We start from the raw sequence: 17,112 nt of genomic DNA on the forward strand, positions 1-17,112 counted from the left end.
CATAGGTATCTACACATTTATCGTGATACCTGTTATTACTTTGCAGAATGATTTCAACCTATCTGTTGGCGGGATTGACTCTCGCCTTACCCGCCGATATCAGACGCTGGTTAAACAGCATATGACGCCCGCGGCTCTTCTTGCTTCTGCGGTTAAAGACCTCGCAAGTGCTCAAAAATCAACTTTCGCAACTACCCAAGCTGTCTGGCGTTTTCTGAATAATAAGCGAATTAGCTTCAGTCAACTCAATGAGCCAATTATTTCGCTAGCACTTGAGCAAATTTCGCTTAGCCCGCATCCATACGCTCTCGTTGTTCATGATTGGTCACGTTTACAATTTCTTTACCATCATGCCAAATACGGACGCTTAAAAATGACGCACGGTGGCGATGTTGGATATGAACTTCAAAGCAGCTTGCTGGTTGATGCTGGCACGGGTTTGCCAATAGCGCCTCTATCTCAGACACTTACCGATGCAACCGGTTGTCATTCAACGTTGGCGGAAGGACTGTCCGAACGGCAGACACATATGGACGCCTTGACGACCGATATTGCCCGTGTGGAATCGCTTAATATAGGTAAAAAGCTGATTCATATAATTGATAGAGAGGGTGACTCTATTGGACATATGCGGACGTTGAGTACTCAAGGAATATGCTGGCTTATCCGAGGAAAAGAAGGACATGGTGCAGAGTGGCAAGGTAATTCATTGAAAATTGGTGAGATTGCTGCTCTTCTGCCATACAACGGATGCGGACAGGTAGACTGGAAAGGGAAAAAAGCTGATATGGAAATCAGTGAAACCTCGATAGTCATAACCCGAGCTGCGCAGCAGAAGCGTAAAGATAAAGAAACCGGCCGCCGCATAAAAATCCAACCTGGAGAGCCTCTGACGGTCAGATTGGTTGTTGTTCGGCTTACGGATGATCTCGGTAATGTGGTGGGACGCTGGACGCTGCTTACAAACGTTTGCAGCGAGATCACCTGCGAGGAAGTAGCTCGTTGGTATTACTGGCGCTGGAATATTGAATCATTTTTTAAGTTGCTGAAAGGTGCCGGACATGACGTAGAAACATGGCTTCAGCGCAGCGCGCCAGCCGTACTACGCAGGTTGTTAATAGCCAGTATGGCTGCTGTTCTGGTATGGCGGCTGCAACGCGCTGAAGGAGAAGAAAATGCGGCAGCCCGCCAGCTGATATGTCGCTTGTCAGGACGACAGCAAAAGCGAGGCCGCAGAGAGAGCGCTCCTGCTCTGCTCGCTGGCCTATCCATCTTGTTGAATACACTAAAATTATTATCGGAATATAGTCTGGAAGAACTTACTCATTTAGCGAGAGTTGCTCTTAAGCCTCCTCCCTGATGTGTAGATACCTATGCCTCCGGTGGCGGTATACGGCTGAAGGCGTCCACCACCGCCGGAATATCGATGACCGGCTGCGCGCCGCGGGCGGCGTAAAAGGCAATTTGCAGCGCGCCGTCGCGCCAGCCGAGGCGATGCCACCGCGCCGGTGTTTGCGCCTGCTGATAGCGCAAGGCAGGGTCGGCGGCAAGGGTGGCAAACCAGTCGGCCGCCTCGCCGCGGCCCGCCAGCCGATAGGCCGTCACCGGCCCGTAGGGCACCCGGCTCCACCACACATCTTCCCCCAGGTCAAGCGGCTGGCGCACCAGTAGCACCCCCTGCCAGTCGCAGTCCCAGCGCTGAATACGCACCGCGGTCTGTTTACTTTCCGGCTGGCCGGCGAGCGGACACGTGTGGGGCGCCACCAAGTGATCAATATTGGCCCTATTGCAAAATTGCCGGTTCCAATGCATCGGCACAAACACGCAGCCGGGCTGCTGATCCGTCGTCAACCGGCAGCGCACCACCACCCAGCCCTGCGCCGACTGAATGCGCGCCAGGTCCCCCTCCGCCAAGCCAAAGCGCGCCGCATCGGTGGGATGCACATCGCACCACGGCTCACTCTGATGTTGCATCAACCGGCTGACCAGCCCCGTGCGGGTCATGGTATGCCATTGATCGCGAGTGCGGCCGGTGTTAAGCAACAACGGCCAGAGCGGCGCCGTTTTGGCGACCGGCAGTCGCGGCTGGATCGGTATCAGCCGCGCCTTACCGTCGGGGTGATAATATTGCCCCGCGCCGAACAAGCGCGCCTGTCCTTGGGGATGGCGGGCATTGACCGGCCACTGCACCGGCATCAACCGCTCCCATTCGTCGTCGCTCAAAGTCGCCAATCCGCTGATATCGAAGGCGCGCCGGCCGGTGTTTTCAAAGCCCGATAAGGCGGCGTGTTCGCGGAAAATGGCCGCCGGATGGTGCCAGTCGAATGCGCTGGCAAATCCCAACCGCTGCGCCACCTGGCTCAGGATCCACCAGTCGGGACGCGCCTCGCCCGCAGGGGGTAAAAAACGCCGCTGGCGGGATATACGCCGTTCGGAATTGGTGACCGTGCCGTCTTTTTCCCCCCAGGCCTGCGCCGGCAGCAAAATGTGCGCCAGCGCGGTGGTATCGGTCTTGGCGCTGACGTCGGAAACGATAACCAGCTCGCAGCCGGCCAGCGCCTGGCGCACCCGCAGTCCGTCCGGCAGCGAAACCGCCGGATTGGTGCCCATGATCCAGATAGCCTTCACCTCGCCACGACCGATAGCCTCGAACAGCGCCACCGCTTTCAGGCCCGGCTCAGAGGCGACCCGATCGCTGTGCCAGAACCGCCGCAGCCGGTCAACGTTGTCGTCGGTAAAATCCATATGGCAGGCCAGCTGATTCGCCAGGCCGCCGACTTCCCGACCGCCCATGGCGTTTGGCTGGCCGGTCAGGGAAAAAGGCCCGCAGCCGGCGCGGCCGATTTTACCGCTGGCGAGATGCAAGTTGATGATGGCGTTACACTTATCGCTGCCGCTGGTGGATTGATTAATGCCCATGCAATACAGCGTCAACGCCCGCTCACTGTCGGCGTACAGCTGGTAAAACCTCAGGACATCTGCCTCCTGCAACCCGCAAAATGCCGCTACCGCCGGCAGGGTCCAGGCCGCCGCCGCACTAAGGGTTTCCGCCAGACCGTTTAACTGCTGCCCGAGGCGGGGATCAAGGGCTTGCTGCTGATGGAGCCAGTGCAGCAAGCCGGCAAACAACGCCGCGTCGGTGCCGGGTCGCAGCGGTAAATGCAAATCGGCGTCGTCGCAGCTGGCGGTACGGCGCGGGTCGATCACCACGATTTTCATCGTTGGTTGCGTCTGGCGGGCGGCCAGTAACCGCTGCCAGGCCACCGGATGCGCCCAGGCGGCGTTGGAGCCGGCGACGATCGCCAGCTGCGTCTGTTCCAGATCTTCATAGCAGCACGGCACCGCATCGGCACCGAAGGCGCGCTTATAGCCCACCACCGCCGACGCCGTGCACAGGCGTGAATTAGTGTCGATATTGCCGCTACCGATAAACCCTTTCATTAATTTGTTGGCGACATAGTAATCTTCGGTCAGTAATTGACCCGAGGCGTAAAAGGCCACCGCTTGCGGGCCATGGCGGCGAATGATCGCCCCCAGCCGGTCGGCGACGCTGTCCAACGCGTGCGTCCAGTCTGCCGGCGCGCCGTCCACCTGCGGCGTCAGCAGCCGGCCTTCATGGCCCAGCGTGTCGCCTAACGCGGCCCCTTTCACGCATAAACGCCCCAGATTGGCCGGATGATGCGCATCGGCGCTCAGCGTTACGCCGCCGTCCGGCAGCAGCGTCGCCTGCACGCCGCAGCCTACGCCGCAATAAGGACAGGTGGTGCAGCGCGTCATACCGCCTCCGGCTCAACATCGGCAACGGTCTGTGGCCGGGTCGCCACCCGCACGTGACCCGCTTCGATCCGCACCGGCCAGGCATTCACCTTGACGTGGGGGTCATCCACGCAGACCCCGTCACGCAGCCGCAAACGCTGTTTGTAGAGCGGCGAAATCACGACCGGTTCGCCGGCCACATCCCCCAGGATCCCCCGCGCCAATACATTGGCAGTGGTGTCCGGCTCGAGGTTGTCCAGCGCATAAACGCAATCACCCTGCCGGAAGAGCGCAATTTGCCGCCCCTCCAGCCGGGCGGCGATACCGGCGCCCTGCGGAATGGCCTCCAGCCGGCACAGTTCGTGCCAACGGGCATGCGCCGGCAGCGGCGGCAGGACGAATTTGCCCTCGCTCCGATTGCCACTGAATGTTGTCATCGGGCCTGTCGCTGTTGACCGTGGGGCGGAAAAGCGCCAACCGGTCAGCCTGCTGCAGCGTCGTGCGCCATTCGCACTGATAGCTTGCCACCACCTGCGCCATTTCCTGCTCAAGCGTCCCGGCCAAACCAAGACTGTCGTGCAAAATGACGTCCTGCAGGTATGCCAGCCCCCCTTCCATATTGTCGAGCCAGCTGCTGGTGCGCTGTAGGCGGTCGGCGGTGCGGATATAAAACATCAGCACCCGGTCGATGGTGCGGATAAGCGTGTCGCGGTCCAGATCGCTGGCAAACAAATCCGCATGGCGCGGTTTCATGCCGCCGTTGCCGCAGACATACAGATTCCATCCTTTCTCGGTGGCGATAACCCCGATATCCTTACTTTGCGCCTCGGCGCATTCGCGCGTACAGCCGGAGACCGCCATCTTGATTTTGTGCGGGCTGCGTAGCCCTTTGTAGCGATCCTCCAGCGCGATCGCCAGCGCGGTGGAGTCCTGAACGCCATAGCGGCACCAGGTGGAGCCGACACAGGATTTCACCGTGCGCAGGGATTTGCCGTAGGCGTGGCCGGTCTCGAATCCCGCATCGATTAAACGGCGCCAGATGGCCGGCAACTGCTCCAGCCGGGCGCCGAACAAATCGATGCGCTGACCGCCGGTTATCTTACTGTAAAGATTAAACTCCTGAGCGACCTCGCCGATAGCGATAAGCCCCGCCGGCGTGATTTCGCCGGCGGCAATGCGCGGCACCACCGAATAGGTGCCGTCTTTTTGCATGTTCGCCAGGTAACGATCGTTGGTGTCTTGCAGCGGCAGGTGGCGCGGGTCGAGAATATACTCGTTCCAGCAAGAAGCCAGCAGTGAACCGACCAGCGGTTTGCACACCTCACAGCCGTGGCCTTTACCGTATTGCTCAATCAGGGCGTCAAAACTGCGGATTTGGTTTACGCGGATTAGATCGTACAAGGCCTGACGCGACCAGGGGAAATGCTCGCAGATATCCTTGCTGATGGCGACGCCCTGTTCGGCCAATTGATAGTCCATCACCTGCTTCACCAGGGCGGCGCAGCCGCCGCAGCCGGTCGCGGCGCCGGTGGCGGCTTTCAGCGCCGCCATATCGGTCGCACCCGCGCGCACGGCGGCGCGGATATCGGCTTTGCTAACGTTGAGGCAGGAGCAAATCTGCGCGCTATCGGGCAGCGCCGCGACGCCTAATGCCTTGGTTTCATCGCCGGACCGCGCCGGCAAAATCAGGCTTTGCGGGCTGGCGGGCAGCGCCATGGCGTTGAGTTTATATTGCAGCAGGGTGGCATAATCGGCGCAATCACCGACCAGCACCGCCCCCAGCAGCCGCTGCCCATCCTCCGAGACCACCAATTTTTTATACACTTGCGCCGGGCCGTCGGACCAGGTGTAGCTTTGGCAGCCCGCCGTTTCGCCGAGCGCATCGCAGATGGAGGCCACATCGACCCCCAGCAATTTTAGTTTGGTGCTCATATCGGCGCCGGTGAACAGCATCTGCTCGCCGGTCAGCCCCGATGCCGCCACCCGCGCCATGTGATAGCCGGGCGCCACCAGGCCAAACAGCTGTCCCTGCCAGGCGGCGCACTCGCCAATCGCGCCAATGGCGGGGTCGCTGGTCTGACAGCGATCGTCGATAAGGATGCCGCCCCGCTCGCCCAGGGCCAGCCCACTGTCGCGTGCCAACTGATCCCGCGGGCGGATACCGGCGGAGAACACCACCAGATCGGTGTCCAGTGTGTCACCGCCGGCAAAGTTCAGGCGCAGCCCGCCATCCTGCCCCGGGGCGATTTGCCGGGTGACGGCGCCGGTATGGACCCTGACACCGAGCTGTTCGATTTTGTCGCGCAACAACCGCGCGCCGCCGTCATCGAGCTGCACCGCCATCAAACGCGGGGCGAACTCCACCACGTGGGTTTCCAGCCCCAGCTTACGCAAGGCGTTGGCGGCCTCCGCCTCCAGCCCCAGCAGCCCGCCGCCGATGACCACACCGCGGCGGGCGTTTTTGGCCCGAGCGGCAATAGCGTCCAAATCCGCCAGGGTGCGATAAACAAAGCAGCCGTCGCTGTCATGGCCCGGGATAGGCGGCACAAACGCCTGCGAACCGGTGGCAATGATAAGCCGGTCATAGGCCGTTTCATGCCCGGCGTCGTCCCGCACGCAGCGCCGCTTGCGATCGATGGCGACAATCCGGCTGCCCGTACGCAAATCGATGCCGTGCTCCGCCATAAAGCCCGGTTTCACCAGCGACAGTGCCTGAGCATCGCGGCCGGCGAAATAGTCGGTCAAGTGCACGCGATCATAAGCCTCTACCGGCTCGTCGCCGAACACCACGATGTGATATTGCGCGGCGAGTCCCTCACGGGCCATCTGCTCCAGAAAATGCTGGCCCACCATGCCATGGCCAATCACCACTAATGTCGGTTTGCTCATTGTTTGCCGTCCTGCCGCTGCGCGCGGCGTTTGAAGATTATCAGGTGAAAACAGCAGGTCGCTGTCGACGGGCGTCGCGTCCTGCATGCGTTGTAAATAGCCGCCGGCGTGAGCGGTATCGCCATACAGCAATACTCCCGTCAGGCGTTGGTCGCGCACCAGCAGGCGGCGATAATGGCCGGTGTCGGGATCCTGGGCGCTATACAGCGCATCGCCGGGCAACGGGTCGATATCGCCGGCGCTGAACACCTCAATACCGGTAACCTTAAGCCGCGTGCCGGCGTCCGTTAGTTGAAAATCCGCCACCGGGCGTCCCGCCAGCCGCTGCGCCAGCACCTCCGCCTGCGCCAGGCAGGGCGCCAGCAGGCCGAAGGTATTGCCATCAATTTCGCAGCATTCGCCTACCGCGCTGATGGCCGCGTCCGAGGTCCGTAGCTGGCCGTCGGTGATGATGCCGCGTCCACATGCCAGGCCCGCCGCCTGCGCCAGTCCTGCTTCCGGCGCTACACCAATCGCTATCACCACCCGCATCGCCGGCAGCCGCTCGCCCTGACTGGTCAATACGCTGTCGGCATCGATGCGCGCTAGCGTGGTATTGAGCCGGCAGTCGATACCGCGCTCATTCAATGAATCCAACAATGCCCGGGCGGCAACGGCGTCCAACTGCCGTTCCATTAACCGGTCCATCAAATGCACCAGCGTCACCTGCCGACCGCGGCGACGCAGTGCGGCGGCCGCTTCGATCCCCAACAGCCCGCCGCCCAATACCACCACCGGCCCGTCAACCGCCAGCATATGCTGCACATCATCCAGCGTGCGAAACCCGCCCACATGGGGCAAGTCGATACCCGGCACCGGCGGCATTACCGGTCGGGAACCGGTCGGGCACCGGTCGCCAGCACCAGCTGTTGCCAGCTCAACTCACGCGCGGAGGTCATCAGCGTGCGCCGCCCGGCATCGATGCTGGTTATCGTTTCGTCCGTCAACAGCCGGACATGGTGGTCGCGGTACCACTCGCGCGGATGCAGCACCGTCTGGTCAAAGGTCTTCTCCCCGCCCAACACCGGCGAAAGCAATATGCGGTTATAGTTTTCACGCGGTTCACGCCCGATGACCGTGATATGGAAGTTATCCGGTACTAATCGACACAGGGTTTCCACCACCCGCATACCGGCCATTCCGTTGCCGGCTACCACCAGATGCGGCTTCATCTTTCAACCTCGCTTAAGGCCTTCGGCGCGGGTGACGTCGCCGTCTTTGCGCCGGAAAAAAAACAAAAAAAAGCGCCCAGCAGCCCGCCTTGCAGCAGACCGATGGACGCCTTTATCCCGTTAACCGGAGTCGACCGCCGTTGGCCGACTCCGGTGAATATGTCAGTAAGCAAAACTTGTGCCAGCGCGTCTTCGCGCCCCACCGGGGGTGGATACGTTTACAGATGCACGTTAAGTGCGCGCCGCCGGGGTCTTCCTGAACAGAGTTGCACGCCGACGGTGCGCCAATTTAGGCCCGTGCGGCATGTTTCATGGGGTGATGATCCCACATCTTCAGCAATGGTTTATTGATTAAGAACAAATGGAGGACTGATACGATTTAGCTTTACAGTACATCGGCGATAGCCAGCAGGGCGGCGGCGATGTCCACCACCCGCTTGTTCTGGTTCATCGCCAGGGTGCGCAGGGTCTGATAGGCCTGCTCTTCGGACAGCTTGCGCTGGCGGATGAGCAAGGCCTTCGCCTTGTCGATGATTTTGCGCTCCTCCAAACCGGCGCGCAGCGTAGCCAGCTCTTGCCCCAACTGCTGAAGCCGTAAGGATTGCTGCTGCGCCAGCGACAGCACCGAGCGACTCAGCTGCGGGCTTAAAAAATCGGGGGGCAGCGCCGCCGAGGGGGTTTCCTCCAGCGGCGAGATAACTATCTGGAAGGCGCCATCCTCGGGTGCGGCGGCCGCGTCCACCGGCGACGTCTCTTGCTGTTCAGCCTGGGAAATAGCGACCCGGCAGCTGTCCATCAGCGCCGCTTCCAGGGCGGACTGGACCTGTTTGAGGTCGTTCATGCGCCGGGTATGTAGGGCAAACCAACGCAACGCGCTTTCCTCGCCGGCTATCTCAGGACGCGACTGGGTGCAGGCGATACGGCGCAGCCGTTCAAACTCGGCGTTATCGAAGCGCTGCGCCGTCCAGCGCCCCAGCACGTCTTCAGCGGCAAACTGGCTGAAGGTGGCGAAACACCGGCTTTGGCCCTCGATAAGCGTCGTCAGCTGCTGACGCTCAGCGTCATCGAACGTCCCACGGGCGAAACCCGCCGCGCCCAGCGCCCGCTCCTGCCCCGCCAGCTCTTTGCCCTGCATGAAACTGAACAACGCGATCATCGCCCGGGATACCGCAGGTTCCGTCGCGGCATCGGCCGCATCGAAAATCAGGCTCAACAGTTGGCGGATAACCGCCGTGAAAGCCGACATTGCCGCCGGCGCAGCGATCGTTTGGCGGCAAATACCTTCGCGTAACGCCGGCAATGTCTCCAACGCGGTCAGCGCGCGGGCGGCGCGGTGGAACAGGCGGGCGCCGCCGCTTTGCGCAGGGCGCTGGGCCAGCGCGGCCAGCTCGATATCCGCCTCTTGCCGGGCCTGTAGCGCGTGGCGGGTGCGTGCGCCACGCTCGCGGTCAAACAGCCTGCCACCGCTGCTCAGCCAGATATTCGACGTCCCGCGCTCCAGCTGGAGCGCGTCAATCAGTTGGCTGACACGATTAATCAATCGACCGGTCTGCAGGAGCCCGTTGAGTTCGGCAATCGCCGTTGCGCGGGCGAGTTCGCTAAAGTGGCGGGCGCTGGGGGTGACGGATTTCATAGTTGTCTCTTACGGCTGCGGCGACCGGCGGTTCACCAACGGGATAATAGACTATTTTACCCTGCGATCGGCTACTGCGGTAGCAAGGGATTGTTCTGCCCCTCTTCCGCTCGGCCCAAAGTTGAGGTAGCGCAAAAATTGCTAAATTAGCGCCATTGGCGCGTGGGCTGTTCCTGCCTTTGTTGATCGAGATCAACCGCTACGGTCGGGAAAGCCCCATTATGAACATATCAATCCATACGATTTCTGAGGTTTAAATTTCAAACAACATAACTATCAAATTACTAAATTAAATTCAAACAGTTAATCACTGCGTTACTGATAGACATGTTGCGACTTTTCGCCAAGGGTTACTGCCGGACGTTAACGACAAACTTAACCGCTTTTCCTCAAGAGGGCGAGTTAAGAAACTCATAACAAAAGCGCGACTCAGGAGGGAAAATGAAACATCGCATATCGCTGTTTCTTCCGCTGCTTATCACCTTGGTATTACTCTGCCTACCCACGCCGGAAGGTCTGGCACCCTATGCCTGGCACTTTTTTGCCGTCTTCGCCGGCGCCATCGTCGGATTGATTCTTGAACCTCTGCCCGGCGCCGTGGTGGGGCTGACCGCGGTAGTCATCATCACCCTGGGCAGCGAATGGCTGCTGTTTAGCCCGGAACAACAGGCGGCGGCTAATTTCAATCTCCCCGCCATGAGTTTCAAATGGGCGGTGTCGGGCTTTAGCAATTCCACGGTCTGGCTGATTTTCAGCGCCTTCATGTTCGCCGCCGGCTATGAGAAAACGCGGTTTGGCCGCCGGTTGGCCTTACTGCTGGTCAAATACCTTGGCCGGCGTACCCTGACGCTCGGCTATGCGATTGCCTTTGCCGATCTGCTGCTGGCGCCGTTTACGCCGTCCAATACCGCCCGCAGCGGCGGTACGCTTTATCCTATCATCTCTAACCTGCCGCCGCTGTACGGCTCGAAACCCAACGACCCGAGCGCCAGGCTGATTGGCTCGTATCTGATGTGGGTCGCCATCACCGCCACCTGTATTACCAGCTCGATGTTTTTATCGGCGCTGGCGCCCAATTTGCTGGCGCTGGCGTTGGTGAAAAACCTGGTCGGCATCACTATTTCCTGGGGCACCTGGTTTTTGGCGTTTTTACCGCTGGGAATTTTGCTGCTGCTGTCATTACCGTTGCTGGCCTATTGGCTTTATCCGCCCGGCGTAAAAGAAAATGCCGAGGTGCCGCGCTGGGCGGAAAGCGAGCTGCAAAAATTGGGTGCGCTTTCGCGTAAAGAGATCCTGCTACTGATTTTTGTCTGTCTGGCGCTGTTATGCTGGATTTTCGCCACCGCGTTTATCGAACCGGCGGTGGCAGGGTTGATGGTCGTGGTGCTGATGCTTCTAAGCGGCGTGCTGGACTGGAGCGATATCACCGGCAATAAACCGGCGTGGAACACCTTTGTCTGGTTCGCCACGCTGGTGACGCTGGCAGCAGGTTTGTCCGACGTCGGCTTTATCGCCTGGCTGGGCAAACTGGGAGCGCAGATGCTCAGCGGTATCGGTCCGGTGCAGGCCACGCTGGTGCTGGCGTTCTACCTGTTGCACTACCTGTTTGCCAGTACCACCGCGCACACCACCGCGCACACCACCGCGCTGTTACCGGCGGTGCTGGCGATAGGCGCCGCGATCCCGGGGATCAATATGATGGTTTTTTGCCTGTTGCTGGTCACGTCGCTGGGGATTATGGGGATTATCACCCCGTACGGTACCGGCCCCAGTCCGATTTATTACGGCAGCGGCTACCTTCCGACCGCCGATTATTGGCGGCTGGGCACCATATTTGGCGCGATTTTCCTGGTACTGCTGCTGGTCATCGGCTACCCGTGGATAGTTATGGTGGCGTGAGGCCGCGGGTGGCCACAGCGCCCGATTTAAATGTGAGCATTATTTTACTTAGCAATGGAGAACGCTATGTCGGTCATTAATTGCGATATCGCTATCATCGGCGCCGGCGGGGCGGGACTGCGCGCCGCCATCGCCGTGGCACAGGCGGAGCCTCTGCTCAAGATTGCCCTGATATCCAAAGTCTATCCCATGCGCAGCCACAGCGTGGCCGCCGAGGGCGGGGCCGCGGCCGTCACTCAGGATCACGACAGTTTTGCCGAACATTTTCACGATACGGTGTCCGGCGGCGACTGGCTGTGTGAACAGGACGTGGTCGATACCTTCGTACGCGACTGCCCGCGGGAGATGATTCAACTGGAGCAGTGGGGCTGCCCCTGGAGCCGCAAGGCCGACGGCACCGTCAACGTCCGCCGCTTCGGCGGGATGAAAATCGAGCGCACCTGGTTTGCCGCCGATAAAACCGGCTTTCACCTGCTGCACACGCTGTTTCAGACCTCGCTGCAATTTCCGCAGATCCAGCGCTTCGATGAGTATTTCGTACTGGATCTACTGGTTGACGACGGCCAGGCGCGTGGGCTGGTGGCTATCAACATGATGGAAGGCCAGCTGGTGCAATTTCGCGCCAACGCCGTGATCCTGGCAACCGGCGGCGCCGGCCGCGTGTACCGGTTCAACACCAACGGCGGTATCGTCACCGGCGACGGTATGGGTATGGCCCTGCACCATGGCGTTCCCCTGCGCGATATGGAATTCGTGCAGTACCATCCGACCGGCCTGCCGGGTTCGGGTATCTTGATTACCGAAGGCTGCCGCGGCGAAGGCGGCATCATGGTTAACAAAGACGGCTATCGCTATCTACAGGACTATGGCATGGGGCCGGAAACCCCGCTGGGCGAGCCGAAGAACAAATACATGGAGCTCGGCCCGCGCGATAAACTCTCGCAGGCCTTCTGGCACGAGTGGCGCGCCGGGCGCACTATCGCCACCCCGCGTGGCGACGTGGTGCATTTGGATCTGCGTCATCTGGGGGCCAAAAAGCTGCAAGAGCGGCTGCCGTTTATCTGCGAGCTGGCCAAAGCCTATGTGGGGGTCGATCCGGTCAATGAGCCGATCCCGGTGCGCCCCACCGCCCATTACACCATGGGCGGCATTGAAACCGACGCGCTGTGCGAGACCCGGGTGAAAGGGCTGTACGCGGTCGGGGAATGCTCCTCGGTCGGTCTGCACGGCGCTAACCGGCTGGGCTCCAACTCGCTGGCGGAGCTGGTGGTTTTCGGCCGCATCGCCGGTGAACAAGCGGCGTTACGCGCGCGGCAGAGTGCGCCCGCCAACGGCGCGGCGCTCGACGGGCTGGCGCGCGATATCGCCGAGCGGTTGCGCTCGCTGCAGCGCCAGGAAGGCACCGAAACCTGGAGCACGCTGCGCGACGAAATGGGCCTGAGCATGGAGGAAGGCTGCGGTATTTATCGCACTCCTGAATTAATGCAAAAAACCATCGATAAACTTGCCGAGCTGAAAGACCGGTTCAAACGGGTGCGGATACAGGATACCAGTAGCGTCTTCAATACCGACCTGTTGTATACCCTGGAGTTGCAGCACGGTCTGAACGTGGCGGAATGTATGGCGCATTCGGCCTTTCACCGCCGGGAATCTCGCGGCGCGCATCAGCGTCTCGATGAAGGTTGCACCGCCCGCGACGATGTCAATTTCCTGAAACATACGTTGGCGTACGCCACCCCTGACGGCGGCGTCCGGCTGGATTACAGCGACGTGAAAATCACTACCCTACCCCCCGCCAAGCGGGTTTACGGCAGCGAGGCGGAAGCGCCGGCCACCGCGAGTAAGGAGGCCAACCATGGCTGACAAGCACCCGTTGACGGTACAAATCCAACGTTACGACCCCGAAAAAGATCGCGCTCCGCACTGGGAGAGCTATCCGGTACCCTGGGACGAACAAACGTCGCTGCTCGACGCGTTGGGCTATATCAAGGATCATCTGGCGGCGGATTTGACATTCCGCTGGTCGTGCCGGATGGCGATATGCGGCTCCTGCGGCATGATGGTTAACGACGTCCCCCGGCTGGCCTGCAAAACCTTCCTGCGCGATTTCCAGCACGGCCTGAAGATACGGGCGCTGGCGAATTTCCCTATCGAGCGCGATCTGGTGGTGGATATGAGCGCCTTTATGGAAAGTTTATTAGCTATCCAGCCCTGGATTATTGGCAACAACCGCACGCCGGAACAGGGCGCCAACGTGCAAACACCGGCGCAGATGGCAAAATATCATCAATTCGCCGGCTGCATTAACTGCGGACTGTGCTATGCCGCCTGCCCGCAATTCGGGCTTAATCCGGAATTTATCGGGCCGGCGGCGATCACCCTCGCCCATCGCTACAATCTGGATAGCCGCGATAAGGGCCAGCGTCAACGCATGGCGCAGCTCAACGGCGAAAATGGCGTGTGGCGCTGCACCTTCGTCGGCTACTGCTCGGAGGTTTGCCCGAAGCACGTCGATCCCGCCGCGGCCATTCAGCAGGGCAAAGTGGCCAGCAGCAAAGATTACCTGATTGCCACCCTCACCCCGCAGGGAGACTGACCCATGATCAATGCAACCAAACGCAGACCTTACACGCCGCCGATGACCGGCAGTTGGTGGCGCCACCTGGGTTTCTACCGCTTTTACATGCTGCGCGAAGCGACGGCGATACCGGCAATCTGGTTTAGTCTGGAGCTTATCGGCGGCGCCGTGATGTTCAACGGCGGCGAAGCGGACTGGGCGCGGTTTGTCGCTTTTTTACAGCACCCGCTGGTGCTAGTGCTAAATATCGTCTCGCTGCTGGCGGCGCTGCTGCACACCGTGACCTGGTTTCAGTTGGCGCCGAAAGCCAGCATTATTGTGGTGGGCGATCATAAATTGCCACCACAGCCGATCGTGACGGGTCTGTGGGTCGTCACCGCCCTGTTTAGCCTGGCGCTGCTCGCTTGCGCTTATTTTTATTGACGGGAGATACTTCGTGAAATCAACGCCAAGACGCAGTAACGAACCGATTTTCTGGGGGCTGTTTGGCGCCGGCGGCATGTGGACCGCGATCGTCGCACCGGTGATGCTGCTGCTCGTGACACTGCTGCTGCCGCTCGGTCTCTATCCCGGCGGCACCCTGGATTATCCGCGCATGCTGGCCTTTGCCCAGAGTTGGCCCGGGAAGATCTTTCTTCTGCTGATGGTCATTTTGCCGCTCTGGAGCGGTTTCCACCGGCTGCATCATTCATTGCACGACCTGAAAATGGCGCCGCCGTCGGATAAACTCATCTGTTATGGTTTGGCGGCAATTCTCAGCCTGGCGGCGCTGGTAGCCATCGTGCGGATTTAGCGTGGCGCGCGCGAGACGCACCCGGCAGTCTGCCGCCGCGCAATCCCATCGCGGTATGCGCGTCAGCGTGTCACCGCCGAGAGCTTCGCCTGCGCCAGCCAGCCACAACGCACGCCTTCCCATGGCCGGCGCCGCGAGCGCGGGCGATCCCCGGGTCGCTCAGCGGACGACGGCGGCTACCGTTCACCTTCTCGCCTTTTGATGACTATACTGACCTTTTACGCCCGGCAACGCCTTGGCGCATAACGCCGGATTCGCCCCGACTAATGCTAGACGGGTGCAACGGCGTAAGCTGGCGTACGGCACAAACGCGTCGCGGAGAGTGACCGCGCGCGTCCTACATGTGAATAACTGGCAAGTCATTAAGGAGCGTTTGGTGGCCCAACGGGATGAAGATCTGCTCAGGTTTTATCGCAGCGAAATACAGTGGCAAAGTGGCTTACTCTCCGGCAGGCTTAATGCTTTCATCGCATCACAATCATTTCTGGTTATTGCCTACGCCACCTCGATAAGTTCGCTGGTCGGCAGGTGGAACAACCCTTTTACGCTATTGTTTCCGCCCTTCCTCGGCGTGTTGGCATTGGTGCTTATTTTCCAGGCCTGGCCCGGCATACGCTCCGCCTATGCCTAACTTAAGGGGTGGCAGGAGTGCCAGGATCGCCTGTTGTTCGAGCGCCAGGAACTGGGTGATTACGATCTCTATCTTGCGGAACGCCACCGCCTACCCCGGCGCGGCCTGGAAATACTTCCGTCAGGGCGTCCTGTTTCCCCGCCACGCGCCGTGGGTTTTCCTCTGCGTGTGGAGTTATCTGACCCTACTACCCTTAGGACTGTTTCTGCTCAGCTAAAACCCCCGCCCCCGGGCGGCCATCAACCCGGGCACATTCCCAGGCTTAGCGGCAGCGTCACCGGCTGCTGTACGCTCTGCTCGTCGCGCAGGATAGGGATCAGGTAATCGCATAAAAACGTTGCCGAAGCCTCGTCTTGCGCCTCGGAAGCCGCCAGGCGGAACCGTTCAATATCGGCGCCCTCACGGCGAATCAGTTTCATCATCGGCAAACAATGGCCATAAACGTCCAGAATGAAATTTTGCAGTCCCGGCTTCGGTCCCCGATAGGTAAACTGAACATATTCGCCGGCCTCAAGCGTTATCGGCTGACCCTGACGCATGCCGTCGGTCAGGTATTGCGGCTCTATCGCCGTGGTGTACAACACTTCTTGGCGATCTTCTCGCGCCTTGACTGCCTGGGTAGCGCACAGACCGTATAGCACCGGCGGTTTCGTAGGCGTTGCGGCCAGGAATTGGCGCCAGAAATGCGTACGCAAATTGGTGCGATATTCGCTCAGCTGCTCTAGCGTGCAAGTATAGCTTTGCGACGTGCCGATAAGCGTCATCGCCGGCAGTGTAACGAATTCCGCCTGGGGCAAAGGCCGGCTATCGAAACGATATGGCGGATGCATGCCCGAGAAATGCCATTTGCGCGAACGGCGATACAGCGCCGGCGTCTGGATAAACTGTTTTTTGAATGCGCGGGTGAAAGTCTGTTGCGAATCGAAACCGTATTGCAGTGCGATATCCGCTACTGAGCGGCTGGTAAGCCGCAACGCCAGCGCGGCCCGGGAGAGCCGCCGGGCCCGAATATAGGCGCCAATTGCCTGCCCGGTCGCCAGCTTGAATTTACGCTGCAAATGCCACTTGGAATAACCCGAGCGCTCAGCCACCCTATCCAGCGACAACGGCGTGTCGAGATGCCCTTCCAGCCAGCTCAACAAATCTTGGATAATACCGGCCTGATCCATACAATACCCTCAGGTTCCTTGCAAGTTTTGATGTTATCCCACCGCATCCGCTCATGAATCCACTGAGATCGCCGGAAGCTTTATAACACTTAAGCTAATAATAACTCAATGAAACTATTGGCATGAAATATTTGCATTATGTAACTTTTCTGCAACTAAACATTTACTGGACATTTTAAGTTAACCCTGAATGCGGTTAATGACAATTTGTGCCGAAAATAAACCTGAATAACCGCGACCCGCCACAGCATAATGCCGTCTGGCTTAAGAATGCACGATGTGATGTCAGGGAATATATGTTTGTTGTTGACTGTGATAAATTGTTGGTAATGCCTTCAAATAGTTGACTTTTGTGATATTCTGCCTCTATTTGAGGTTTCCACGTGGTTACAGTTTCTGTTCATTGTCCTCGCTGCCATTCAGATGAAATTTATCGACATGGCCTTAGTCCAACTAAGCGCGAACGCTTCCGGTGTCAGTGCTGTCACCGTGTATTCCAGCTTACCTACCGCTATGAAGCGCGAAAGCCGGGAGTTAAAGAGCAGATCGTTGA

At 59.6% G+C, this 17,112-nt stretch carries 12 protein-coding genes and 1 pseudogene; 9 read left to right on the plus strand and 4 right to left on the minus strand.

Annotated features, from left to right (window positions below):
* Positions 1–1,360 (plus strand): flagellar biosynthesis protein FlhF (locus tag CINSTRO3249_RS04240; protein WP_254304262.1); only part of this gene is annotated, 1,360 nt, incomplete at its 5' end.
* 11 nt (positions 1,361–1,371) lie between these two features.
* On the opposite strand, the gene CINSTRO3249_RS04245 is transcribed toward CINSTRO3249_RS04240, so the two are convergent.
* The 3 genes and pseudogenes from CINSTRO3249_RS04245 to CINSTRO3249_RS04260 form a co-directional block, all read right to left on the minus strand.
* Entirely contained in the window at positions 1,372–3,777 is a 2,406-nt protein-coding gene (locus tag CINSTRO3249_RS04245) for a molybdopterin oxidoreductase family protein (RefSeq protein WP_074012324.1), read from the minus strand.
* Positions 3,774–7,856 (minus strand): annotated as a pseudogene (gene nirB / locus CINSTRO3249_RS04250) (nitrite reductase large subunit NirB). Before nirB ends, CINSTRO3249_RS04245 begins: the two are co-directional and overlap by 4 nt.
* A 385-nt stretch (positions 7,857–8,241) precedes the next feature.
* The gene (locus CINSTRO3249_RS04260) at positions 8,242–9,489 is read right to left on the minus strand and encodes a nitrate- and nitrite sensing domain-containing protein (protein WP_074012326.1); all 1,248 of its coding nucleotides are present in this window, start codon (positions 9,487–9,489) and stop codon (positions 8,242–8,244) included.
* A gap of 441 nt (positions 9,490–9,930) precedes the next feature.
* Between CINSTRO3249_RS04260 and CINSTRO3249_RS04265 the strand changes: the two genes are divergently transcribed.
* The 7 genes from CINSTRO3249_RS04265 to CINSTRO3249_RS17110 all read left to right on the plus strand — a co-directional run bounded on the left by CINSTRO3249_RS04265 (position 9,931) and on the right by CINSTRO3249_RS17110 (position 15,607).
* Complete coding sequence (locus CINSTRO3249_RS04265; RefSeq protein ID WP_074012327.1) at positions 9,931–11,388, plus strand: DASS family sodium-coupled anion symporter; 1,458 nt, start codon at positions 9,931–9,933, stop codon at positions 11,386–11,388.
* 66 nt (positions 11,389–11,454) lie between these two features.
* Positions 11,455–13,251, plus strand: a complete 1,797-nt coding sequence (frdA, locus tag CINSTRO3249_RS04270; protein ID WP_074012328.1) for a fumarate reductase (quinol) flavoprotein subunit — start codon at positions 11,455–11,457, stop codon at positions 13,249–13,251.
* Positions 13,244–13,984: a succinate dehydrogenase/fumarate reductase iron-sulfur subunit gene (locus CINSTRO3249_RS04275; protein ID WP_074012329.1), complete on the plus strand. Its 741-nt coding sequence runs from the start codon at positions 13,244–13,246 to the stop codon at positions 13,982–13,984. The genes frdA and CINSTRO3249_RS04275 overlap by 8 nt, the downstream gene beginning before the upstream one ends.
* A gap of 3 nt (positions 13,985–13,987) precedes the next feature.
* A complete protein-coding gene (gene frdC, locus CINSTRO3249_RS04280) occupies positions 13,988–14,389 on the plus strand; it encodes a fumarate reductase subunit FrdC (protein WP_074012330.1) in 402 nt (133 codons plus the stop codon).
* A gap of 13 nt (positions 14,390–14,402) precedes the next feature.
* Positions 14,403–14,759, plus strand: coding sequence for a fumarate reductase subunit FrdD (frdD, locus tag CINSTRO3249_RS04285; protein ID WP_074012331.1), 357 nt, complete (start codon positions 14,403–14,405; stop codon positions 14,757–14,759).
* Between the two features lie 376 nt (positions 14,760–15,135).
* A complete protein-coding gene (locus tag CINSTRO3249_RS04290) occupies positions 15,136–15,390 on the plus strand; it encodes a hypothetical protein (RefSeq protein WP_125933114.1) in 255 nt (84 codons plus the stop codon).
* Between the two features lie 55 nt (positions 15,391–15,445).
* A complete protein-coding gene (locus CINSTRO3249_RS17110) occupies positions 15,446–15,607 on the plus strand; it encodes a hypothetical protein (protein ID WP_174249725.1) in 162 nt (53 codons plus the stop codon).
* A 22-nt stretch (positions 15,608–15,629) separates the two neighbouring features.
* Here the strand turns inward: CINSTRO3249_RS17110 and robA are convergent, their stop codons facing one another.
* Complete coding sequence (gene robA / locus CINSTRO3249_RS04295; RefSeq protein WP_074012333.1) at positions 15,630–16,559, minus strand: MDR efflux pump AcrAB transcriptional activator RobA; 930 nt, start codon at positions 16,557–16,559, stop codon at positions 15,630–15,632.
* Between the two features lie 383 nt (positions 16,560–16,942).
* Here robA and CINSTRO3249_RS04300 point away from each other — a divergent pair.
* Positions 16,943–17,112 (plus strand): IS1 family transposase (locus tag CINSTRO3249_RS04300; RefSeq protein ID WP_143146886.1); only part of this gene is annotated, 170 nt, incomplete at its 3' end.

This window comes from Candidatus Sodalis sp. SoCistrobi, assembly GCF_900143145.1.
Classification (GTDB): domain Bacteria; phylum Pseudomonadota; class Gammaproteobacteria; order Enterobacterales; family Enterobacteriaceae; genus SoCistrobi.

What these genes read in the sequence shown, in the direction of transcription:
- frdA (WP_074012328.1), top strand. Translation starts at nt 11,455, where the DNA reads ATGTCGGTCATTAATTGCGATATCGCTATCATCGGCGCCGGCGGGGCG.
- CINSTRO3249_RS04275 (WP_074012329.1), top strand. Translation starts at nt 13,244, where the DNA reads ATGGCTGACAAGCACCCGTTGACGGTACAAATCCAACGTTACGACCCC.
- CINSTRO3249_RS04245 (WP_074012324.1), bottom strand. Translation starts at nt 3,777, where the DNA reads ATGACGCGCTGCACCACCTGTCCTTATTGCGGCGTAGGCTGCGGCGTG.
- CINSTRO3249_RS04260 (WP_074012326.1), bottom strand. Translation starts at nt 9,489, where the DNA reads ATGAAATCCGTCACCCCCAGCGCCCGCCACTTTAGCGAACTCGCCCGC.
- frdC (WP_074012330.1), top strand. Translation starts at nt 13,988, where the DNA reads ATGATCAATGCAACCAAACGCAGACCTTACACGCCGCCGATGACCGGC.
- robA (WP_074012333.1), bottom strand. Translation starts at nt 16,559, where the DNA reads ATGGATCAGGCCGGTATTATCCAAGATTTGTTGAGCTGGCTGGAAGGG.
- CINSTRO3249_RS04265 (WP_074012327.1), top strand. Translation starts at nt 9,931, where the DNA reads ATGAAACATCGCATATCGCTGTTTCTTCCGCTGCTTATCACCTTGGTA.